Genomic DNA, 22486 nt, shown 5'->3' on the forward strand with positions numbered 1-22486 from the left:
GAGAATCTAACATAATTGAGGAGGATTAAAAATTAAAATGCGTAACAAGTATGTTGTATGGTCGTTGGTAGTATCCATGTTGATCTCAAGCTTATTCTTGGCTGCGGGTCCGTTTAATTTTGTTTCAGCCTCCGGAGGACCAAACCTGACACTCGGTAAAAATGTAACGGCAAGCGGTCAATCTCAAACTTATAGTCCGAACAATGTTAAAGACAGTAATCAAAATACGTATTGGGAAAGTACGAATAATGCATTCCCGCAATGGATTCAAGTCGATTTAGGTACAAATACGAATGTTGATCAAGTCGTTCTTAAGTTACCTTCTGGTTGGGAGACAAGAACGCAAACCCTGGCCGTTCAAGGCAGCACGAACGGTTCTACGTTCACAGACATTGTAGCGTCTACGAATTATCTTTTTAACCCTTCGGTAGCAGGAAACAGCGTTACTATCGATTTTGCTTCAACCAGTACGCGTTATGTTCGTCTGAATGTAACGAGCAATACAGGCTGGCCAGCAGCTCAGCTTTCTGAATTCGAGATTTACGGTGCAAGCGGTCCTATTCCTACACCAACAGCAACTCCAACGTCTTCCGGTACTTACGAAGCTGAATCGGCTTCACTATCTGGAGGAGCTAAAGTAAATACGGACCATGCCGGTTATTCCGGTACGGGGTTCGTGGATGGATACTTGACGCAAGGTGCAACAACTACTTTCACGGTTAACGTACCAGCAGCAGGCAGCCGTGAGGTGACGTTGAAATACGCTAATGCAAGTGGCAGTACAAAGACAATAAGTATCTACGTCAATGGTACCAGAATTGGCCAGACTTCATTACCTAACTTGGCAAACTGGGATTCATGGAGCACTAAAGTTGAAGTACTAAATCTGAATGCAGGTAACAACACAATTGCATATAAATATGATGCTGGTGATTCTGGTAACGTTAACCTGGATCTAATCACTGTAGCGTCGACAACAACTACACCTTCTGAAACACCAACGCCAACACCAACACCAACACCAACACCAACACCGACGCCAACAGCTACACCAACACCAACACCAACACCAACACCAACACCAACTGTCACACCAACACCTGCTCCGGGGAGCAATATTGCTGTTGGCAAGTCGATTACCGCATCTTCCAGCACACAAACGTTCGTAGCCACAAATGCGAACGATAACGACACAAGCACATACTGGGAAGGCGGTAGCAATCCGAGTACGTTGACGCTAGACTTAGGTGCGAACCATAACATTACTTCAATCGTATTGAAGCTGAATCCAGCCACTGCCTGGAGTACTCGTACTCAAACGATTCAGGTGCTTGGTCACAATCAAGACACGACTAGCTTCAGTAATTTGGTAGCGGCTCAATCGTATACATTTAATCCAGCTTCGGGCAACACAGTAACCATACCGGTCTCGGCAACGGTTAAACGTCTTCAGTTGAATATTACTTCGAACTCCGGTGCGCCGGCTGGGCAAATTGCAGAGTTTCAAGTATTTGGTACTCCCGGAGCGAATCCTGATCTAATGATAACGGGGATGTCCTGGTCTCCTACTACTCCGGTCGAGACAAGTGCAATTACATTAAATGCAGTTGTTAAGAACAATGGAAATGCTAGCTCCCCAGCAACAACTGTTAACTTCTACTTAAACAATGAACTAGTTGGATCTGCACCAGTAGGTTTACTAACTGCCGGGGCATCCGCAACAGCCTCAATGACATTAAATGCTGGAGCCAAAACCGCTGCGGCCTATACTCTAAGCGCTAAGGTAGATGAAAGCAATGTGATTTTCGAGCAAAATGAAGGGAATAACAGCTATACGAACGGGGCACCGCTTGTTATCGCTCCGGTCTCCAGCTCTGACTTAGTGGGCGCGGCTTCATGGAGACCAAGTAATCCAGTTGCCAATAGTTCTGTAGCTTTTACCGTGAATCTCAAGAATCAAGGGACCATTGCTTCTGCAAGCGGTTCTCATGGTATTACAGTAGCATTAAAGAACTCAGCGGGCTCCACGATTCAGACATTTACTGGATCCTATAACGGAACCATAGCTGCAGGAGCTTCCATTAACGTCACAATTCCAGGGACATGGACAGCAGTCAACGGCAATTACACTGTCACCACTAGTGTTGAAGTGGATGCGAACGAAGTAACAGCCAAGCAATCAAATAATGTTAGCACGGCTAATCTAGTTGTGTATGCTTTACGTGGTGCAAGCATGCCTTATAGTCGGTACGATACTGAAGATGCTACTCTCGGTGGTGGTGCAACATTGAAATCTGCGCCTACGTTTGATCAAGCACTTATTGCTTCAGAAGCATCCGGTCAGCGTTATGTAGCTCTTCCTTCAAACGGCTCGAACGTGGGATGGACGGTAAGACAGGGGCAAGGCGGCGCTGGTGTGACGATGAGATTTACTATGCCTGACTCTTCGGATGGTATGGGACTGAATGGCTCACTTGACGTGTATGTGAATGGAGTAAAAGTCAAAACCGTATCGTTAACCTCCTATTACAGCTGGCAGTATTTCTCGGGTGATATGCCTGGTGATACTCCTAGTGCTGGGCGTCCGCTCTTCCGATTTGATGAAGTACACTGGAAATTAGACACCCCTCTCCAGCCTGGAGACACCATCCGGATTCAGAAGAACAATGGAGATAGCCTGGAATATGGAGTTGATTTTCTCGAAATCGAACCCGTTCCTACTGCAGTCGCTCGTCCGGCGAACTCCGTGTCAGTGACAGATTATGGTGCTGTAGCAAATGACGGTCAGGATGACCTTGCAGCCTTTAAAGCAACGGTGAATGCAGCTGTTGCAGGCGGTAAGAGCATGTATATTCCTGCCGGAACATTTAATCTAAGCAGCATGTGGGAAATTGGTTCTGCCAGCAATATGATTAACAACTTTACGGTGACGGGTGCTGGAATCTGGCATACGAACCTCCAGTTTACTAATCCTAATGCGGCGGGAGGCGGTATTTCACTCCGTATTAGCGGCAAGCTAGATTTTAGTAATGTTTACATGAATTCGAATTTGCGATCCCGTTATGGACAAAATGCAATTTACAAAGGATTTATGGATAACTTTGGTACTAATTCTATTATCCATGATGTCTGGGTAGAACATTTTGAATGTGGTATGTGGGTAGGTGACTATGCGCATACGCCTGCTATTTATGCCAGTGGGCTTGTTGTTGAGAACAGCCGGATTCGGAACAATCTTGCTGACGGCATCAACTACTCCCAAGGAACTAGCAATTCAATTGTCCGAAACACAAATGTACGTAATAACGGTGACGATGGTCTTGCTGTATGGACTAGTAATACCAATGGTGCTCCGGCGGGTGTAAATAACACATTCTCGTACAACACTATTGAGAATAACTGGCGTGCAGCAGCCATAGCATTCTTTGGAGGCGTTGGTCATAAAGCTGATCACAACTACATCATCGACACTGTAGGCGGTTCCGGTATAAGAATGAATACTGTGTTCCCGGGATACCATTTCCAAAATAATACCGGAATTGTTTTTTCGGATACAACGATTATTACAAGTGGCACCAGTAAAGACCTATATGGTGGAGAACGTGGAGCCATCGATTTAGAGGCATCGAATGATGCCATCAAGAACGTCACCTTTACCAACATTGATATCATCAGTACACAACGCGATGCAATCCAGTTTGGTTATGGTGGCGGATTTGAAAATATCATATTTAACAACATTAACATTAATGGCACAGGACTTGATGGTATTACTACTTCACGGTTCTCAGGGCCACATCAGGGTTCGGCAATCTATACCTACACAGGCAATGGTTCAGCAACGTTTAACAACTTGACGACAACGAATATCGCAAACCCCAACCTGAATTATATTCAGAGCGGATTTAATCTGACGATCCATTAAGTGAAAGCGTGTGGGAGGAGTTCTTCGGAACTCTTCTTTTTATTTGGTGAGTGGTAAAAAAATTAAAGATGCGGAGGAGGATATTGGCTGGGAGAACAAGAAATAAATGGGGTAATCAACTTTTTAAGTTTATTTTATGATTTTTTCATAACCATGTGAAGGAATTGAGATAGAGATGAAAACTGATAAAATAGATAAACGGAAAGCTCGGAGGCTGAAACGAAGGGCTGCCACTAAGGAACGGATTTTCAATTTAGGGTATGGGCTCTACACGACCGAAAGTGATCTCACGGAATTAGTTGAGGCTACGTTATGTGCGCTAGAAGAGTATCGAAATCAGCCTCGTGTTCTGCGGTGTACCATTAGCCGAGATCAAGGACAAACTTGGACGGAAGAGTATATAGACGTGGCTATTACTGATCCCAAATTGTCGACCTTGAAAATAGGAGACCTAGTTAAGTATGAGGAAGAGGAAACGATTTGTGCCATCGTAGCCAATGAAGGCGAAAACAAAGTAAATGCTTCTTATTTCGTTCCGGAGGGGCACTTATATTGGAAGGCTTGACCTTTGTTAATATAAATTTTGGTTTTGTGTAGGCGTTAATATTCAAGCATGCTACAGAATTTTAATAGTTAATTACTTAAAGGAGCGATGAAGAATGAATCAGGAAGTAATTGATTTTATTGAAACGTTAAAAGAACCATGGCAGGTGGAATTATCCAATACTCTTCGTGAAGTTGTACACCAGGCGATCCCAGATGTGCAGGAACGAATTCAGTACAAGAAGCCACATTTTTTGAAAAATGGGAAATACGCCGCAGCCATCTCAACATCAAAAGATGCGGTAAGTTTTGTTATTTTTAATTCGAGCGAGCTTGAGTTACCGGAAGGGATGTTCGAGGGTCCTCCGGAGAGAAAAACACTTAAACTACGTAAAGGGAATACAGTTGATGTGGCTCAATTAGTGAATTGGGTCAGTCAAGCCTCAGCCTCACTTTAATTGCTAGATTCAGAATACAGGGCGGTATCTTAAAGTCATTTGACTTCATGAGATATCGTCTTTTTTATGGGCGAATTTGGCTATGTCGATACATAATCATTCAATAAATTGTGAAAAATAAATCAAGTTCTAGCAATGAAGGGAATGAAACCCATGAAACCCATGAAGAAATTAAAGATAACTTGTTTGTTACTGATTACGATCTTTGCACTAAGTGCATGCTCAAGACCAGTAGCAGATAAATCCCAGCTACCACCTCCTACGGTTGTGCCAAGTGGAGCTGAGGAAAGATTTAGACTTGAGGAACTTGCCACTTTGATTGGAAAAGAGGATGCTCAAGTTGTCCAAGCTCTCGGCAAAGGCGCACCTAATCGTAATGAAGGTACGAATTCTACTCTTTTATCCCGCGAATATAACGAGAAGATTGTGAATCACAAAGGAAATCTTCAGGTCTCCTATGATCACACTGGAAAAGTGATTGGAGAGACGATTCATTTTGAAGAAGCTACCAAGGAAAAATTAACGCAAGAGATAACGCAACAGCTCGGAGAGCTAACGACTAACAGTGAAGGTAGCACAGCAGATATGGAAAAGGAAAGCGAAGGTACAAACTTTCGTAGGGTATGGCAGACGGATAACGCCAAAATTTCTTTAGTTGAATCCAATGGAAAGCTGACTATTTCCATAGATACGAAGTAACAGTCGAATAATTTTAGAAAAAAAAGGACGATACCCAATTGTAATTAGAAAATGGATATCGTCCTTTTTTGATGATTAATTAAGGATTAAGTAGACGGATTATTGTTTGTCGTGGAGCTCAGACGATGAATCTGCTCTTCCAGGATCGTACTTGCTTTTCCTAAAAATTGTGTAATAAGTTCAAGCTCTTCATCCGAGTAGGTGGAAGCTAGTTTAAGCATCTCAGCATGCAGTGGAAGGTAAGCATTTCCGACCTCATTATTTTCATACAAAGGGACAATAATGACCTTTCGACGGTCACAGGGGTCATTTTGTCTGCGAACAAAACCGTTATTCTCAAGGCGATCAACTAATGCCGTAACACTACCTGTAGCCAGTCCGGTCAGTTTGGACAGTTTACCAGCGGTGATGGGACCTCTTATTGGCGCTTATATAGCGGATTATATCCATTGGTCTTGGGTCTTTTACATCAACTTACCTATAGGCGTTGTTGCATTCTTTTTAATTGCTTTCTTCTATAAAGAGTCTGTTGAGCATTCCAAGGAAAAGATCGGTTACCTAGGTGCGTTTACACTTGTAGCTTCCATCCTGTGTCTCATGTTTGCGTTTGAGCTTGGTGGAAAAAATATGCTTGGGACTCTGCTATGATTGTGGGATTGTTCTTAGCTTTTGCAGTGTTTATTGTGGGATTTATTTTTATCGAACGTCGTGCAGAAGAACCCATCATTACCTTCGGCATGTTCAAGAATCGTCTTTATTCTACGAGTAATATTATGGCTATATTTAGCGGAGCAGCATTTATTACAGCCTCGGTGTACATTCCAATCTACATTCCAATCTACATTCAAGGGGTGCTTGGCGGCTCAGCAACGAATTCGGGTCTTGTTCTACTTCCTATGATGCTCGGCTCCGTTATCACTGCAGCAGGGGGCGGATTCCTGCTCTCGAAGTTCAATTATCGCACCATCATGATTTCCACGTTAGTACTTCTTGTTGTAGGTATCGCTTTGCTAACCACATTAACACCAGAATCTTCACGGTTCATGGTCACCATATTTATGTTTCTAGTAGGTCTTGGAATAGGTTCTTCATTCTCTGTTCTAAGTAACGCAGCCATTCATGGATTTACAGCAAGGCAGCGTGGTTCCGCAAGTTCGACACTTAGTTTTACAAGGGAGCTGGGAATGACACTCGGCATAACAGTATTCGGTATTATCCAAAGTCATGTGTTTGCGAATAAATTAGCTTCCATGTTCAGTAGCGGTGGTGCGGCACCTATAGGGGTGAATTTAAGCGATCCAAGTACTATTTGACCCGGATACTCGTGAAAAAATCCCTACTGAAGTTCTTGATAAGATCACAGAGGGATTATCCTCATCGCTTGTTCATACTTTTGCTTGGGCAATTATTCCGTCTGTTATAGCTCTATTGGCAGCATTTGTGATGAGTAAGGAGAAGTTTGATCCGGCTTCTGAATTGGGAGAGTATACGGCTTCGCATTAAGGATACAATGTTTAAACAGACTGAGTTCTCTATATAACGGGATTCAGTCTGTTTTTATTATTGCTAAGTAAGGGATCGCGTTCAGCTTATATCTCTATAATGTTGTAGCGTGAATGTAAATACCAAATAAGCTCTCTGCGGCTGCTGACACCTGACTTACTAAAAATGGACTTTAAATGATCCTGAACGGTGTAAGCAGAAATATGTAGAGATGAAGCCAATTCTTTAGTGGATAATCCTCGAATTACACCGTGTAATATCTGCTGTTCACGTTCTGTTAAACCATACGCTTCAGCAATGATGGGAAGCATGTCCGCTGGACGTGCGGGTTCGAAAGAAATAGCTACCTGAATCTGGCTGTCAGAAGAGCGAAGACGACTTGCTCGGACGACTAAATAAGGCCCCTCATTCATACGAATGCATACCTTAGCAATTCCGGCAGATTCGGAGGGGCTGTTGAACGCTTGCGTGCTTACTGCACGGATTGGCCGTGGTAAGACATATGCATCAATCATTTCCAATGATCTAAGCTTGTCTAACCAGCGATCTGCTGCGGGATTGGAGGACAGAAGAGCCAAATGATCAGATAGAACTGCAATACCGGAACCATAAAGATCATCATCCCAAGTCTCCTCTCTCTCTGGAAGCTCAAGACTGAACGCACGCATTCTGGCTGCAATCAGAGGGATGAGCGAGGTGATCCAATCACATTCCTCTTGTAAGAATTCCGATTGATCCGCATTTCTATACAGCGTCAAATAGCCCCAACAAGATTCTCCTAGAATAAGCACCGCCCGTAGTTCATCCCCAAAACCTGCTGGAGTCAAAACCTTTCGATATCGGGCACTCCGCTCTGGTTGCTGCTCGGTTGCTTCGTATATTGTAGCAACGAGGCGTTTGTTATGGACCATTTGCTCATAGCTGTTAACATCATCCTCCCCGTATTCGATCTGGAACAAGTAGGGATGAATTCGCTCTACATTATCTTCAGTAACTGCACCGGTAGAAAGCAATGTCTGTGGATCCACATGAGTACAGCAGGCAGCATCAAAGGGAACAGCTTCACGTAAGAGAGAGAGCAAGGAAGTACGGTAATTGTGAGATGAATCAGTAACCATACCTAGCTTATTGATTTGTGTCTTTATTTGAATGAATTGTTTATTGGTATTCATTGAGTACCCTCTAGTCCTTAATGGATTATAACGAACCCCCACATTTGTGGGATAGTGAACGGAAGCGAAATCCGTATAATTGAGAATGATTCTTAATCAACTCTATTATATAGGATGCGGTGATAAATATGCAGGATAAAGAAGATATTGTTGTTGTTGGTGGTTATGGTCATGTAGGGCGTACTATATGTGAAATATTAGAGAAGAAGTATCCTGGTAAAGTATTTGCAGCAGGGAGAAGTCTTGAAAAAGCAGAGCGGTTCAGTCAATCTACACACGGCAAAGTCAAGCCGTTACAGTTGGATATCAGTAAGCCTGTACCTTCACATTTACTTGAACAAGTGAAGCTAGTCATCATGTGTTTGGATCAAACCCGTACGGATTTTGTAAAAGCCTGCTTTCACAGTGGTACGCATTATGTGGATGTATCAGCGAGCGGTCCGTTTTTATCTCAAATGGAGGCATATAGTGAAGAGGCAGCACGACACGGGTCTAAAGCCGTTCTAAGTGTAGGGCTTGCACCCGGTATAACGAATCTAATGGCTCGTGAAGCAGAAAGACAGCTAGAACAGACGGAAGAAATCGAAATAGCGATAATGCTCGGACTTGGTGATTCTCATGGGAAAGCAGCGATCGAATGGACAGTGAATAGTTTAGGAGAACAGTTTGAAATCAAGCAAAAGAATCGACAGGTAGAGGTGGAGAGCTTCACCAATAGAAAGCTGTATCACTTTGGTGACGATTTAGGGAGTCGCTATGCTTATCGTTTCCCCTTCTCAGATCAACAGACGCTTACCCGAACGCTCAATGCATCGACTATTTCCACACGGTTTTGTCTGGATTCAGTCATTGTAACCAAAATATTGGCCATAGCCAAAAAAACAGGAATCGTTCGATTGTTGAAAACAGGCTGGGTGAACAGAGGGATTGTTCGTGCTATGGAGCGGCTGCATTTAGGGAGTGACCAGTTCGCTATCAAGGTTGAGGCTCGAGGAAGAAATCGAGAGGGGAAGCCCACGCGTGCTGATTTAATATTGCAAGGAAAGAATCAATCCGTCGTCACAGCAAAAGTGACAGCAGCAGTATCAAAGCTACTCTATGATTCACCATTTCCAGGCGGCGTATATCATATTGAGGAGATCACAGATCTAGCATATATTCAAAAAAAATTAGGGTCGACCCTAAGCATGGAGATCCAAGTAAAGGAGCATAAAGCAGATAAATCAAAATAGAATAATTTGTGTATAGTGATTATAAGAAGCTTGATTCGTCAGGCTTCTTTTTCGTAACCCAAAAGCGTTTTGACCGTATTAACTGATGAACATTTCATTCAGGAAGAAATTCTGTTCTTTCCTAATGGGTCATGTTAACAAAAAGAGAAGTTGAGGTCATCACCTATGAATGAAAAATTTACAGATAGCGACGATACAGGATATCCGATCGCTGAGCAGAAAGCGGCTCAGTATTTTGCAGCTCTTCGGGAACAGTTCAAAGAAAAAACTTACGTGTCTACCTTAACTGAAGATTTTCGGTTGTGGAAGAAGAATCACATTCATCGCCGTTCATGGTTGTCCTTTTTATCGAGAGGGAAAAGGAAACCGGATTCTCAGGATTCTCATAGATATCTAGGATGGCTGAATCAAACCGGTAAATTGGATGATTATTTGGATCGAAGTGTTTCCTATCTTTATATGAGAGATCTGGGGCAAGCGTTGGATTCACCTAAGACACAGATTAGAATTAAACGTATGGTTGCGGACATTAGAAATCAGATGATTCATCCAGGCTCGACAAAGGCGGAAGATCAGTCGGATTTTATGAGTTTCACTGGGATTTATCGTTGGGCTCAGAAGGAAGGCGTTGAAACCGCCACGATTTGGGTGATAGACAAACTTAAACAGGTGTCAGACCATCTTCCGAAGGAAATGAATCCCGAGCAAGCGCAGCGTAAATTGATCAAGATCATTATTGGGGTGATTCTCCATGTGATGGAAGAGATGGATGATGAAGTAACGCCAGTGGATCGTAGCAAAAGAATTGATGAAGCGATTAGGCTTGGTTATTCATATGGACTTACTTATCCATTCATTGACGATCTCCTTGATTCTAGCGTCTTAACCGAACAAGAGAAAGAACAGTACTCTCAGATGATACGTACTGCGATCCTTGATAGAGTTGTGCCGGAGATCGGAGAATGGTCCGGGGAGAACATGCCGTTCATTCGATTTGTACATTCGGAGCTTAAGGAGGCTTTTGAGTATATTAAGAGGTATCAGCGGGAAGATATGCAGGATGCATTTTTTGAGCAGTCCTTTGTGTTTTTTCATTCCCAGGAGTTAGATCGAATGAAGGATCTAGCTAACATGGAATACAGTAATGAAGAGCTTTTTATACCCATCATTTTAAAATCCTCATCTTCCCGTTTAATAGTCCGATCCGTAATTAGTGCTCCCACGGATGACGGATTTGATCAACGTACCTTCTTCTATGGACTATACAATCAGTTAGCTGATGATTTTGCGGATATGTTTGACGATTTGGATGCAGGCGCTGTAACGCCTTATACCTATTATTTGCAATACCGTGGTCAACGTACCGATCTGATCAACCCTTTTGAATTATACTGGACGGTCATTTCCCATTTAATACACACCGTGTATCGCTCCGATCCTAAAACCCGTGAGGTGATATTAGATCGAGCCATCAATGGACTCAAGCGTTGTAAAGCACGTGTGGGGATTGAAAAATATAATGAGATCATGGAGATCTTTGCTTCCGGACAACCGGAATTTAATCATGTTGTGCAGCAGATGGTGCAGAAAGCAGATGATGTGGATTTTTTCGATAAGCTGCTTCGGGATCAGTTGCTTTTGAATCTGAAAAACAGCAAAAGGGAAAAAGCGGAATTTCGAGATACGATTCAAAAGGTCCGCGATCAAATCAACAAACAATTGCTGATAGCCAAGCCAGCCGAGACGCCAGTCATGAAAGAGATGCTGATAGATGCAGCTAATTATAGCCTTGAAGGGGACGGGAAGCGGATAAGGCCTATATTAACTTGGGTTATGGGTGTTAACGAATATGGTCTAGATGAAACGGACATTGTACCACTTCTGAGATCTTTGGAGTATATGCATACTGCTTCTCTAATCTTCGATGATCTTCCCTCGCAGGATAATGCCTCAACCCGGAGAGGTCGTGCGACTCTGCACGAAGTGTATAATAGCGCCACGGCGGAACTAACCGGACTGTTTCTGATTCAGAAGTCAATCGAGGAACAAGCGTCACTTCATTCCTTTGATGCAAAAGCTGTGCTTGCCTTAATGCAATATTCAGCCCAAAAGGCAGAAGATACCTGTATGGGTCAGGCGATGGATTTGAACTCTAAGGGTAAAGCGTTGACGTTAGAGCAATTAAATATGATTTGTTTTTACAAGACGGGGATTGCTTTTGAAGCTTCGCTAGTAATGCCAGCTATTCTCGCTAAGGTTAACGAGTCAGAAATTCTGGCTTTGAAAAAATTTGCCTACCATGCAGGAATTGCCTTTCAGATTAAAGATGATTTGCTCGATTTGGAAGGGGATCATCATTTACTAGGTAAACCCATTGGTCAGGATGTGGAGAATAACAATTCAACGTTTGTAGCTATCCTTGGTGCAGACGATGCGCGAAAAGAGATGTGGGAGCACTACTGTCTGGCCATGGAGGCGTTAAGAGAAATACCCCGTAATATTGCTTTTCTAAAGCATTTATTGAATTACATGATTAATCGAAATCGATAATTGTTTATGAAGTGTTGGCAGGATTGCCAGCACTTTTTTTATATGGATCTAATAGTCATCCTTTCAATTATTAATTGAAATTTATTGTTTGTAATTGATTTTAAACGTATGATTGAAGATAGATACGGAGGTGTTTCTTATGAAGCTAGGAATTTTCTCGAAGGTATATTTTGAATATGAAATGGAGATCGCTTTACACAAAATCAAATCGCAAGGTATGAGTGCCGTTCAATTCAATTTTGCTAATGTGGGGTTGGCGAGCTTACCTATAGAAATAAGTCAGAATATCATCGATCAAATTAAAGATGCAACGATAAACAGCGGGGTTAACATTGCTGTGATCTCAGGGACATTTAATACGCTGGAGCGAAATAAGGAAAAGATAGTTGAGAATCAGCTTTGTTTTGAGAATGTAGTTAAGGCTGCTGCTGCATTAGCTGTCCCTTATGTTTCTATTTCTACGGGCAGTTTGAATCAAGAAGATTTTTGGAGTCCTCATCCAGACAATCATACAGATAGGGCATGGTCACTATTGCAGCATAGTCTGGTATGGATGCTGGAAATTGCAGAAGCAAATCAAGTGACTTTAGTATTTGAACCTGAACAAGCGAATGTGGTAAGTACGGCAGAGGATGCTTTAAGACTACTGAGAGAGATGGATTCCCCTCACCTTAAGGTTCTGTACGATGCAGCAAATCTTGTGACGCCGCAGGATCATAAAGACCTTATTGGAAAAATCACAAAAACACTAACCGCGTTGAAAGATTACATTGCCATTGCACATTGCAAGGATGCTTTTGTAACCGAAGAGAAGATTATTTTTCAACCTGTGGGTAAAGGGAATTTGCCTTTAAAGCAATACCTAAATGAATTATGTAAAAATTATGACGGTCCTATTATTATGCATGGATTAGATGAAGCTGATGTAACGTATGCTATAAATTACCTGAACTAGATTAGGAGGACAAGAATATGGTCAAGGAAAGTAAATTGTTAAACATCGGGGTGCTGGGCTGCGGTCAAATCTCTCAGGCGGCACACTTTGATTCGATTAGAAGATCACGAAATGCTAACCTTTATGCAATCTGTGATGTGGATGAATACTTGCTCCAAAGAATGAATGCGATCTATGAACCTGATAAGGTGTATACGGAGTATGATCAAATGCTGTCAGACCCGAATGTTGATGCTGTAGTTATCGGCATTGCGGATCAATTTCACGTGGAAGCTGCAAAACAAGCCGTGCGTGCGGGTAAACATGTATTGGTAGAAAAGCCTATAGGTGTAACTATCGAAGAAGTGGAAGAACTACAAGAGCTTGTGGATCGTACCGATCTCAAAGTGCAAGTGGGAAATATGAAGAGATATGACCCTGGTATAATAGCAGCCAAAGAGTTCGTGGATCAGGAAATGGGAGAGATAATAGGTCTAAAAGCTTGGTATTGTGATTCGACTTATCGATATACCGTCACCGAGAATGTTCAACCAGTAATTATATCCGGCAAAAATATAAAGAGACCTGCTGGAGATCCAAAAGCGAATAAGGAACGCTATTATATGTTAGGTCATGGAAGTCATTTGCTCGATACTGCAAGATTTCTGGGAGGAAATATTGTAAGTGTTAAGGCATGGAATATGCAAAAGTTCGGTGCCTATTGCTGGTTTATTACTGCGGAGTTCGAAAACGGCTTTGTAGCCCAATTGGATCTGACCATTGCGGTTCGGATGGATTGGCATGAAGGATTCCAGATATACGGTGAATTCGGAACGGTAGTAGGGAAGACTTACAACCCTTGGACATTAAAATCAAGCGATGTAGAAATTTTCAAAGCTAGTGACAACAGCTACCACAGACCGCTTGGAGCCGATGGACATGTTTATAGATTACAGATTGAGGGTTTCGCAGATTCTGTACTGCACAACAATACAGGTGTAGGTGCAACGATTGAAGATGGGATGGCTACCATGAGAGCGATGCTCGCTGTAGAAGAATCGGTTAAGACTGGAAATACAATTTACCTAAGAGACGTTTCGGGTCATTTATAAAGGAAGGGGAAATATGCCTTACTTTACCTATGATCATATTCGTTTTTATTATGAAGATGATGAAGGGGATGGAGAGCCTTTTATATTCCTTCATGGTCTGGGCGGAGACGTGAATCAAACCTTCGGTGTAATGAAGCAATCCAGTCACATAAGAAGGATCTCACTAGATTTTCGAGGTCATGGAAAGACGGTGTCGTTTGGCCATGCAGAGGATTTTTCTTTTAAACAATTCGCCGAGGATGTGATAGCTTTAACGAAACACCTTCATCTTAAATCATTTAATATTGGAGGGATTTCAACAGGTGCTGGGGTGTCGCTTCATTTGGCATTGAGGTATACGTCTAGCGTTAATAAGCTTATTGTGTCTCGTCCAGCTTGGGAGGATAAACCGCAAGAGAAATGGGTTCGTGAAGCTTTTGCTAAAATTCATGATGAACTGCAGGGCACAGATCCTCTGACCGCCCAAAAAAGATACGAAAATTCAGAGGTCTATACATCCATAAATTCAGTATCGTCATATGCGGGAGAGTCTCTCTTAGGGCAGTTTAAATATCCTTATGTAAAAGAAACCTCGATGAAGTTTGTGAAGCTGCCCCAGGATTGTCCTAATGATGATCGTGAGGCTTGGAAAAACTTAAAGATGCCCACATTGATCCTTGCTAGTCAGCATGACCCCATTCATCCATACGCCTATGGACGATTGCTTTCTGATTATATCCCAAACAATCATTTCATTGAGATAACTTCCAAAACGATTAATAGTAAACAACATAATCATGATTCCTATAAGGCTATCGAGAACTTTTTAAACGAAAGATGAGCACAAGCTTCAGGCGGTGTTCATCTTTTTTTGTACATTAAAAGAAATGATCTATACTGTAACCACGTTAACACCAAGTTTGTTATACGTATTAATAATCTTATTATCTACAGTATTTTCAGTGATTAAATAGTCTAACGCAGATACCTTGGCTACAAAAAAAGTAGATATTTTCTCCAGCTTCTCTTTGGTAGCTATGGCAATAACCATGGAAGATTGCTCAAAAAGCTGATTCTTAATTATGGATTCTTCATAAGAGGGAACAGTTATGCCGACCTTTGAATCCAGTGTGGATACACCAAGGATAGTTAGATCCAAATGGATTTGTTGTATTGCTCTAAGCGTTGAAGCTCCGAATAACACTTGGTTCTTTTTATCAAGGTCGCCACCCAACAAGGTTATACTAGCTTTAGACAATCGGCATAGTGATAACGCGATAGCGGGAGAATTAGTAATAATTCTTCCATCAAAATGCTCAGGGATGTTCTCAGCCACTTTTAAATTTGTCGTGCCGCCGTCAATAAAGATAACTTTTGCATTCTCAATAAGTGTGCAAGCGCGTTTAGCTAGGTCAGCTTTGGTCTGACTATTAAATTCTACGCGAGAATTGAAATCTTTCATGTCACTGATAAGACTATGGGCTCCGCCATGGATACGTTTAAGAAGTCCCAACTTCGATAGGCTTTGTAAGTCTTTTCGAATGGTATCTTCGGTTACATTTAATTCCTGTGTTAATTCTTGAACAACAACACGGCCTTCGGTCTCAACTTTTTTTAGGATGTACGCCTGTCTGTCAGCTTTTAGCACCGATCCACCTCTTTTCACAAAATGCTCTAAAGGATGTACTTAACGTTACTATTTTACAACATATGAAATGAATTTGAAAAAAATCAATCGATTTTACGTTCAACTCCGTCTTACTTATAGGTATATGAGATGGATGCATTTTCCTGATCGAAGACAGAGGGGGTGGTAGAAGGTGGAAAATACAATGGATGAGGTAAGAATGGTAGATTTTGCTCAGATGGATGAAGAAGCTTTTTTTAGTCGTTTGTATGTGGAGCATCGAAAAATGTACGCTATTGCCTACAGTTATCTGAGAACAGAAGCAGACACGCTGGAAGTGATCCAAGAAGCGTCATGCAGGGCATGGATGAAACGTAAAAAACTAAAGGACGAACAGTCCTTCACACCCTGGCTGATTCGAATAACGATTAATTGCTGCATGGATGAGTTAAGGCGCAAAAAACGTGTGGTACCTACGGAAAAAATGGTGGAGGAAGCAGCGCGGGAAATGAAGAGCAACGATCGAATTGATCTGGAGCGCGCGATGAATCGGATAAAGCCTAGGTATCGGCATGTCGTAACGCTTAAATACTACCATGATATGACCACTATCGAAATTGCAAAAGTTCTAAAAAGACCAGAAGGTACTATTAAGACTTGGCTGCGTGAAGGGCTTAAACAGCTTCGAAGTTATCTATAGCGATATTGGAGGTGAATGGAATGACAGATCAAGAAGAACGTATTCTACGCAAGAACATCGATGAGGTTCAACAGAACGTTGAAACCATGCAAGAAATGAAAATCTACAACGCTATGAAAAGAGGAATTGTAGAGGGGAAGAACCGGGAAAAGCGACGTATCTATACTACCGGTATAGGCGTAGTAGCAGCTGCAGCGGTTGCGTTAATGGTTACATACAATACGATAGGGATAACGAATAAAGGAATAGCACAATCTTCTGTACAATCAGTCAGCATTAAAAATACGGATAATTTCAAAGTATATCGCTCGTTCTCAAGGTTAGAGCCTGCATTAGCCAGTGCCCTTGAGCAGAATCTTGTTGTGCCGGTCGGTCAAAGTGCGGAAAACAAGGGATACCGGATAGATGTGACAGGTGCCGTTACGGATGGACGGAAGGTTTATGTTTTATACAGTGTTCAGAACAATACGGACGAAGTAGTTATACACGCGGATTTTGAGCTTCAATTTGAAGGAATAAAGGAGTCGCCACTTCACAAAGGCGCATCATTAAGTATGCTAGCTAGCGAGAGCCGAATTCAACCCGGGCAGTCTATGGATTTTATATACTCCACCAATCTTTCGCCAACGATTCAATATCCAAAGAAAGTAAACTATAATATTATTCTTACTGAAACTTCAGATAAAGCGCTCCTATCCAGCAGCAATAAGTACCGAACAAGCCTAGATGTTGCTTTCGAGCTTGATCCTGACATGCTCAAAGCACAGGAACGTATGCTGGATACAGACGGAATACTGACCATAGATGGACAAAAGATTAAAGTGAATCAAGTTCAATATACTCCGCTAAGCACTTATGTAGATCTGGAGTATGATCAAAACAATGATAAACAAATTTTTCAATTAATTAATCCAGTACTGATTAGTAAATATGAAGGCGTCGAGGAGAAGTATTATTATCCCACACTTATCACTGCTGATAACTCTGAAGTCTACTCGGATAATTCCAAGGCAACGTTGGTGTTCAGAAACAGTGAAAAGATAGTAAAGAGCAAGCCAGACAGCGTCTCGTTGAAAGCATTCGGAATTTCGGCCGTTGAAAAAGATCAGATGAAAATTGTCGTCGATCTTAACAAGTATCAGCTTATAGAAGCGCCGGGAAGTGGACTTGAGTTAGTCACCCCAACTACAGAGGATAACGTAGAGGAAGGAGAAATTTTCCTAAGGCGCAATATTAAGGATGCTCAATACTTAGAACGCTCTACTAGACTTGCTGAGACATTTACTGATGCAAAAGGGAAGGTGCATAATAGAGACAGCAATACACCTTCCAAAAGCAGCTTCAGCAGCTATACGACTTCTAAGGATGGGTCAGCCGTAAACGAGTTTGGATATAATTTTGGCACGGAAGCTAAGAACTATCCTCAGCCTTTAACGATAACGTTAGAGAAATATACAAATCCAATTATGGATACGCAGGCTGTGGAGCTATACTCAAAGAATTAGAAAGCAATGAATGATTAAACAAAAGATTGAATTTTATATTAACTCATTAGCCGTTGATAATTCTATCAACGGTTTTTCTATGACTCCACATCTTCATTCTTTGAAATTTAAGAAATACTTAATATATACCGTACTTCTTTTTAAAAAGTTTTACTTATGCTTAGTACATGAAGGAGGTTACTGAAAGAATGATAAACCCAATTATGAAGAAATGGCTCCGAAAGGATGTCTCAGCGGCAATAATGTTCCTGGCACCAAGCGGTATCGGATTCGCGATGTTTTACCTTATACCGTTTGTTATGGGAGTATTTTATTCTTTTATGGACAGTACGATAGAGGGCCACTTTGTAGGGTTTGATAATTACCGAGAGCTGCTAGATAGCGATTCTTTCCGTAAAGCAGCATCTAATACATTTTATTTTAGTGTGATAAGTGTTCCACTAATGCTTGTACTCTCGTTAGGATTCGCAATGTTATTGAATAAAAATACATATTTTCGGAATTGGTTGAGGACTGGATACGTATTGCCGCTTGTCGTACCTGTCGCTTCCATCATTCTGATCTGGCAGATGCTCTTCGATTGGAATGGCTCGCTTAACGCCTGGCTGAACAACTTCGGTATCGATCGTGTGGATTGGATGAAGACGGATGCAGCTAGAAATGTAATCATTGTTGTTTATTTATGGAAGAACATCGGTTATAACGTGATCTTATTCTTGGCGGGATTGCAGCAAATTCCGAAGGATTATTATGAAACGGCTCAAATTGAAGGTGCTGGACGATTACGGCAGTTTCGCAGTATTACACTTGTCTATCTAACCTCTTCGATGTTTTTTGTGGTCATCATGTCGATCATTAATTCATTCAAAGTGTTTCGAGAAACGTACTTGATCGCAGGCGAGTATCCGCATGACAGTATCTACATGCTGCAGCATTATATGAACAATATGTTCATGTCGCTCGATGTTCAGAAGCTGACTGCCGCGGCGACCTTAATGTTTGGTTGTATTTTATTGATTGTGTTGGGATTGTTTGCATTTGAACGGAGGCATAGACAATTCATGGAATAGGGGTGAAAAGGTTGTGCCAGTTGTCAAAGTGTTACGAAAAGGGGCATTAACACTCTTCATGGCTGTTATTGCAGTCTTGTTATTATTCCCGATTGTGATCACATTCACAAATTCTCTTATGACAGAGAAAGAAATTGAGATCAATTATGGACCTATTGGGCAAATGAATGAGGTGATTGAAGGGAGAGAAGATCCTTTTGTAAATTTAAAATTGCTGCCGGATCAAGTGTCCTTGGACCAGTATACTAAGGTTCTTCTAGACAACCCTAAATATCTGACTATGTTCTGGAACTCAGTATTCATGGTTGTGCCCATCATTGCAGGACAAACATTGGTAGCAGCACTCGCTGCCTATGCTTTCTCGAAGCTGAAATTCCGGGGACGAGATCCTTTGTTCCTTATTTATGTCCTAACGATGCTTATGCCTTTTCAAGTGACGCTAGTACCGAACTATATTATGGCGGATAAGCTAGGAATATTAAATAGTTCATATGCGATTATATTGCCTGGAATTTTCGCAGCTTTTGGTGTGTTTATGCTCAGACAGTTCATGCTAGATATACCATATGCGTATATCGAAGCAAGCAAAATGGATGGTGCTGGACATTTTTTGATTTTCTACAAGATTATTATTCCGATGATTAAACCTGGTCTGGCAGCACTCGTCATATTATTGTTCGTTGATTATTGGAATATGGTGGAGCAGCCGCTTATTTTTCTAGATGATCCGTTTAAGCAGCCATTGTCAGTCTTTTTATCGAGGATCAATGAAGGCGAGAGAGGAATTGCTTTTGCTGCATCCATACTTTACATGGCTCCGATGGTGATGCTGTTTCTGTATGCGGAATCGTATTTTATTGAAGGCGTTCAATTGTCTGGTATCAAAGGTTGATTGGAGGAGAATGACGGGATATGGAGTTAGGTATAGAGTCGGCTGATCGTAGACGTAAACGAAATATTCAAGTCGTCTTCATGGCTTTTATGGGATTATTGTTGTTTTTTACATTGTTCAGTAACACGATACAATCTTTGACCTTGCCGAAAGTTAGAACCGAAAAACCAACAAAGGGAAATCTTTTATTTAGGATTGAAGGTAGTGGGATCTTGCAGCCACTTGCTGAAGTTAGACTTTCGAATACTTCCGGACTAAAGGTCGAACAAATTCTAGTGAAAGAAGGACAACGTGTAAAAAAGGGACAAAAGCTTATTATCTATGAGAGCAAAACTGCTGAGCAAGAATTGAAAGATGAAATAACAAATTTAGAAAAGCAGAAAATTGATCAACAGAATAGGCAAGATCAGTACATCCAATCCGCGCTGGAGGAGGATGAGTTCAAAATCAGAAATGCGAGACGTGATATCGAAAAAGGTAAATTAGATATCTTAGCCCAGGAAAATAAGATTAGCGGACTTAAAAATCGTCTAACAACCGAAAAACAACTACTCTCTCCGTTCGAAGGATTGATTTCAAAATTAAGTGCCGTTGAAGGATTAATTTCAATGGGAGAACCGGATGTAATTGTATCCAACAGTAGTCGGGGTTACAGATTGGATATTATTATGGATTCCGTGCATTTGTCCAATTTAGGGATTTCTGCTGGAGAAAAGATAGAGGTTGAGGTTGATATGAATCATGGACAAGAAGCCCGGACCCTAAGCGGCTTAATTGAAGAAGTTGTGAATTCAGAGTCACGTACTGATAGCCCCTCTAGTAATGAGTCCGGGAAAACTCAAACCATTCCTCAAAAGAATTTGAGAATAAAAGTTGTTGATCCAGAACTTAAAGGAGGTGAACAGGCTCGGATCAAAATCGAAAAACATTCACTCCAAGAGGGACTACTCCTATCCAATGAAGCTATTCATGAGGATCGCGAAGGTTTGTTTGTCTATAAAGTTGACGAGCAGCGGGGGGCATTAGGCAATGTCTTTGTCGCTCAAAAAGTTCGTATTCACTCCAGTGAAAAAAACGAGAAAGAAACGATGATTCAATCAGATATTCTCTATGAGGAGGATTCAATTATTCTGGAAAGTAGTGAACCTCTTGAAGACGGGAACCGAGTTCGACTGCAATAAGAAATCATATAAACGAGAAAATAGGAGGAAATCAAATGATCAAAAGGTCTATTTTTGTACTATTAATGGGTGCGTTGATAATGACAACGGCATGTAATTCCGGAGGTAATGAGAAAGTGGAAGGTAAGGGGGAGACGACAACTGAAGAGGGGAAGACAATCTTGACTCTATCTCTAGCAGAATCGAGTGCATTCTATACGGCGCTAGAGAAAAAGTTTGAAGCGAAATACCCGGATATCGACCTACAAATTAAGGCATATAAAGAAGTGGGAAATGAGTGGGGGGAGAATGGTTATGTAGAATATAAAAAAACAACGAATACAGCCCTACTCTCTGGAAAAGGTGCAGATATTTTTGATGTAAGCGCCTTCTCAATCAATGATTATGTAAGTAAAAAGTTGCTTGTGAACATGAATGATATATTTGAACACGATAAAACGGTAAATAAAAGTGATTTAGAAATGAATGTTTTGGACGCAATGAAGGTGAACGACGGTTTATACTTCATTCCTACCGGGTTCGCTTTTAGAGCGTTCATAGGTGATGGAAATATGATTAAGAACTCAAATGTGAAGATTGACGATAAGAAGTGGAATTGGAAAGAGTTTGGAGAGCTATCGAAGGAAATTATACAACAGGCTGGGAAGGACGGTAAAAACAAACTGTATGCCTTAACGGATTACCCAGCGGAAATGACACTCCAAGAAATGGCTATTGATAATTATAATTTGTTTGTTGATAGTGAAGCGAAACAAGCGAAGTTCGACTCGCCTGATTTTGTGGAGCTGTTGGAACAAGTCAAGAAAATGTATAAAGAACAAGTTTTGACTGCCGAGCCAGCGGAAATAGGTAATCAGCTATTTAACTCCATCGTTATAGGGTCACCAACAGACTTTATCGATGGTCCATATTCTTACTTTGAAAATCCGGTGTACCTTCAAAAGCCACATGCAGGTCAGACTGGTGGTATGAGAATCATTCCTTCATCTTCGCTCGCCATACAAGCCAATACTCCGGTGAAGGAAGAAGCTTATAAGTTTATGACCTTCTTGTTATCTGAAGAAGCACAGTCATTGCAAGACAGAGAAGGATTCTCTTTGCTCCAATCCGTGAACGATAAGAATTTAAACGATATACAGGAAAAGATGAAAAGTGGAGCATATAAGCTTCCAACCGGAAAAGCAGCTAAGGTTTCTGATGAAGAATTTACTAAGTTTAAAGAAATCATTCATACAGTAGATCAATATGCAGAACTGAATACTAAAGTGCTTTCTATTATTGGAGAGGAGTCCTTATCATTCTTCAGTGGACAAAAATCTGCGGAAGCTGTTGCAAAGTTGATCCAGAATCGAGTAACCATCGTTCTAAACGAATAGATGCATTAAACAGGATTTTGTATAAGGA

General features: G+C 41.4%; 19 protein-coding genes and 1 pseudogene. 17 read left to right on the forward strand and 3 right to left on the reverse strand.

Features of this window, described 5'->3' with window-relative positions:
* Positions 1–37: 37 nt before the first annotated feature.
* The 4 genes from NST74_RS14295 to NST74_RS14310 all read left to right on the forward strand — a co-directional run bounded on the left by NST74_RS14295 (position 38) and on the right by NST74_RS14310 (position 5625).
* Positions 38–3925, forward strand: a complete 3888-nt coding sequence (locus NST74_RS14295; protein ID WP_341112709.1) for a discoidin domain-containing protein — start codon at positions 38–40, stop codon at positions 3923–3925.
* A gap of 175 nt (positions 3926–4100) precedes the next feature.
* Positions 4101–4490 carry a hypothetical protein gene (locus tag NST74_RS14300; protein WP_341112711.1) on the forward strand — a complete coding sequence of 130 codons (390 nt, stop codon included), beginning with the start codon at positions 4101–4103 and terminating at the stop codon, positions 4488–4490.
* 94 nt (positions 4491–4584) lie between these two features.
* A complete protein-coding gene (locus NST74_RS14305) occupies positions 4585–4926 on the forward strand; it encodes a DUF1801 domain-containing protein (RefSeq protein WP_341112712.1) in 342 nt (113 codons plus the stop codon).
* Positions 4927–5088: 162 nt separating this feature from the next.
* The gene (locus tag NST74_RS14310) at positions 5089–5625 is read left to right on the forward strand and encodes a hypothetical protein (protein ID WP_341112713.1); all 537 of its coding nucleotides are present in this window, start codon (positions 5089–5091) and stop codon (positions 5623–5625) included.
* Between the two features lie 86 nt (positions 5626–5711).
* Here the strand turns inward: NST74_RS14310 and NST74_RS29980 are convergent.
* Positions 5712–6041: pseudogene (locus NST74_RS29980) on the reverse strand (MarR family winged helix-turn-helix transcriptional regulator); the annotation flags it as partial.
* On the opposite strand from NST74_RS29980, the gene NST74_RS14325 reads away from it, so the two are divergent.
* Positions 6034–6273, forward strand: a complete 240-nt coding sequence (locus tag NST74_RS14325) for an MFS transporter (protein WP_445668192.1) — start codon at positions 6034–6036, stop codon at positions 6271–6273. The pseudogene NST74_RS29980 and the gene NST74_RS14325 sit on opposite strands and share 8 nt — an antisense overlap.
* Positions 6270–6938: an MFS transporter gene (locus tag NST74_RS14330; protein WP_341112716.1), complete on the forward strand. Its 669-nt coding sequence runs from the start codon at positions 6270–6272 to the stop codon at positions 6936–6938. Before NST74_RS14325 ends, NST74_RS14330 begins: the two co-directional genes overlap by 4 nt.
* 276 nt (positions 6939–7214) lie before the next feature.
* On the opposite strand, the gene NST74_RS14335 is transcribed toward NST74_RS14330, so the two are convergent.
* Positions 7215–8300 carry a helix-turn-helix transcriptional regulator gene (locus NST74_RS14335; protein ID WP_341112718.1) on the reverse strand — a complete coding sequence of 362 codons (1086 nt, stop codon included), beginning with the start codon at positions 8298–8300 and terminating at the stop codon, positions 7215–7217.
* A gap of 128 nt (positions 8301–8428) precedes the next feature.
* On the opposite strand from NST74_RS14335, the gene NST74_RS14340 reads away from it, so the two are divergent.
* The 5 genes from NST74_RS14340 to NST74_RS14360 all read left to right on the forward strand — a co-directional run bounded on the left by NST74_RS14340 (position 8429) and on the right by NST74_RS14360 (position 14948).
* Positions 8429–9532, forward strand: a complete 1104-nt coding sequence (locus tag NST74_RS14340) for a saccharopine dehydrogenase family protein (protein ID WP_341112719.1) — start codon at positions 8429–8431, stop codon at positions 9530–9532.
* Positions 9533–9697: 165 nt separating this feature from the next.
* Positions 9698–12082 (forward strand): polyprenyl synthetase family protein, encoded by a 2385-nt coding sequence (locus tag NST74_RS14345; protein WP_341112721.1) that lies wholly within the window; start codon positions 9698–9700, stop codon positions 12080–12082.
* A gap of 139 nt (positions 12083–12221) precedes the next feature.
* Entirely contained in the window at positions 12222–13037 is an 816-nt protein-coding gene (locus NST74_RS14350) for a sugar phosphate isomerase/epimerase family protein (protein ID WP_341112722.1), read from the forward strand.
* A gap of 17 nt (positions 13038–13054) precedes the next feature.
* Positions 13055–14128, forward strand: a complete 1074-nt coding sequence (locus NST74_RS14355) for a Gfo/Idh/MocA family protein (protein WP_341112724.1) — start codon at positions 13055–13057, stop codon at positions 14126–14128.
* Between the two features lie 13 nt (positions 14129–14141).
* Positions 14142–14948 (forward strand): alpha/beta fold hydrolase, encoded by an 807-nt coding sequence (locus tag NST74_RS14360; RefSeq protein WP_341112726.1) that lies wholly within the window; start codon positions 14142–14144, stop codon positions 14946–14948.
* Positions 14949–14999: 51 nt separating this feature from the next.
* Here the strand turns inward: NST74_RS14360 and NST74_RS14365 are convergent, their stop codons facing one another.
* Positions 15000–15755: a DeoR/GlpR family DNA-binding transcription regulator gene (locus tag NST74_RS14365; protein WP_341112727.1), complete on the reverse strand. Its 756-nt coding sequence runs from the start codon at positions 15753–15755 to the stop codon at positions 15000–15002.
* 184 nt (positions 15756–15939) lie between these two features.
* Here NST74_RS14365 and NST74_RS14370 point away from each other — a divergent pair, with 184 nt between their 5' ends.
* From NST74_RS14370 to NST74_RS14395, 6 genes are all read left to right on the forward strand, one after another.
* A complete protein-coding gene (locus NST74_RS14370; RefSeq protein ID WP_042132176.1) occupies positions 15940–16434 on the forward strand; it encodes an RNA polymerase sigma factor in 495 nt (164 codons plus the stop codon).
* A 20-nt stretch (positions 16435–16454) separates the two neighbouring features.
* Positions 16455–17939 (forward strand): DUF4179 domain-containing protein, encoded by a 1485-nt coding sequence (locus NST74_RS14375; protein WP_341112729.1) that lies wholly within the window; start codon positions 16455–16457, stop codon positions 17937–17939.
* Positions 17940–18142: 203 nt separating this feature from the next.
* Entirely contained in the window at positions 18143–19009 is an 867-nt protein-coding gene (locus NST74_RS14380) for a carbohydrate ABC transporter permease (protein WP_341115893.1), read from the forward strand.
* Between the two features lie 58 nt (positions 19010–19067).
* Positions 19068–19901 carry a carbohydrate ABC transporter permease gene (locus NST74_RS14385; RefSeq protein WP_445164937.1) on the forward strand — a complete coding sequence of 278 codons (834 nt, stop codon included), beginning with the start codon at positions 19068–19070 and terminating at the stop codon, positions 19899–19901.
* Positions 19902–19981: 80 nt separating this feature from the next.
* Positions 19982–21082, forward strand: coding sequence for an efflux RND transporter periplasmic adaptor subunit (locus NST74_RS14390; protein ID WP_341112732.1), 1101 nt, complete (start codon positions 19982–19984; stop codon positions 21080–21082).
* Positions 21083–21117: 35 nt separating this feature from the next.
* Positions 21118–22458: an ABC transporter substrate-binding protein gene (locus NST74_RS14395; protein ID WP_341112734.1), complete on the forward strand. Its 1341-nt coding sequence runs from the start codon at positions 21118–21120 to the stop codon at positions 22456–22458.
* The last annotated feature ends 28 nt before the right edge of the window (positions 22459–22486 follow it).

This window comes from Paenibacillus sp. FSL F4-0125, from assembly GCF_038008565.1.
Lineage (GTDB): Bacteria > Bacillota > Bacilli > Paenibacillales > Paenibacillaceae > Paenibacillus_AQ.

Bases quoted from the DNA above. Each gene is read 5' to 3' on its own strand.
- NST74_RS14295 (WP_341112709.1), top strand. From the start codon at position 38: ATGCGTAACAAGTATGTTGTATGGTCGTTGGTAGTATCCATGTTGATC.
- NST74_RS14300 (WP_341112711.1), top strand. From the start codon at position 4,101: ATGAAAACTGATAAAATAGATAAACGGAAAGCTCGGAGGCTGAAACGA.
- NST74_RS14305 (WP_341112712.1), top strand. From the start codon at position 4,585: ATGAATCAGGAAGTAATTGATTTTATTGAAACGTTAAAAGAACCATGG.
- NST74_RS14310 (WP_341112713.1), top strand. From the start codon at position 5,089: ATGAAGAAATTAAAGATAACTTGTTTGTTACTGATTACGATCTTTGCA.
- NST74_RS14325 (WP_445668192.1), top strand. From the start codon at position 6,034: ATGGGACCTCTTATTGGCGCTTATATAGCGGATTATATCCATTGGTCT.
- NST74_RS14330 (WP_341112716.1), top strand. From the start codon at position 6,270: ATGATTGTGGGATTGTTCTTAGCTTTTGCAGTGTTTATTGTGGGATTT.
- NST74_RS14335 (WP_341112718.1), bottom strand. From the start codon at position 8,300: ATGAATACCAATAAACAATTCATTCAAATAAAGACACAAATCAATAAG.
- NST74_RS14340 (WP_341112719.1), top strand. From the start codon at position 8,429: ATGCAGGATAAAGAAGATATTGTTGTTGTTGGTGGTTATGGTCATGTA.
- NST74_RS14345 (WP_341112721.1), top strand. From the start codon at position 9,698: ATGAATGAAAAATTTACAGATAGCGACGATACAGGATATCCGATCGCT.
- NST74_RS14350 (WP_341112722.1), top strand. From the start codon at position 12,222: ATGAAGCTAGGAATTTTCTCGAAGGTATATTTTGAATATGAAATGGAG.
- NST74_RS14355 (WP_341112724.1), top strand. From the start codon at position 13,055: ATGGTCAAGGAAAGTAAATTGTTAAACATCGGGGTGCTGGGCTGCGGT.
- NST74_RS14360 (WP_341112726.1), top strand. From the start codon at position 14,142: ATGCCTTACTTTACCTATGATCATATTCGTTTTTATTATGAAGATGAT.
- NST74_RS14370 (WP_042132176.1), top strand. From the start codon at position 15,940: ATGGATGAGGTAAGAATGGTAGATTTTGCTCAGATGGATGAAGAAGCT.
- NST74_RS14375 (WP_341112729.1), top strand. From the start codon at position 16,455: ATGACAGATCAAGAAGAACGTATTCTACGCAAGAACATCGATGAGGTT.
- NST74_RS14380 (WP_341115893.1), top strand. From the start codon at position 18,143: ATGAAGAAATGGCTCCGAAAGGATGTCTCAGCGGCAATAATGTTCCTG.
- NST74_RS14385 (WP_445164937.1), top strand. From the start codon at position 19,068: ATGGCTGTTATTGCAGTCTTGTTATTATTCCCGATTGTGATCACATTC.
- NST74_RS14390 (WP_341112732.1), top strand. From the start codon at position 19,982: ATGGCTTTTATGGGATTATTGTTGTTTTTTACATTGTTCAGTAACACG.
- NST74_RS14395 (WP_341112734.1), top strand. From the start codon at position 21,118: ATGATCAAAAGGTCTATTTTTGTACTATTAATGGGTGCGTTGATAATG.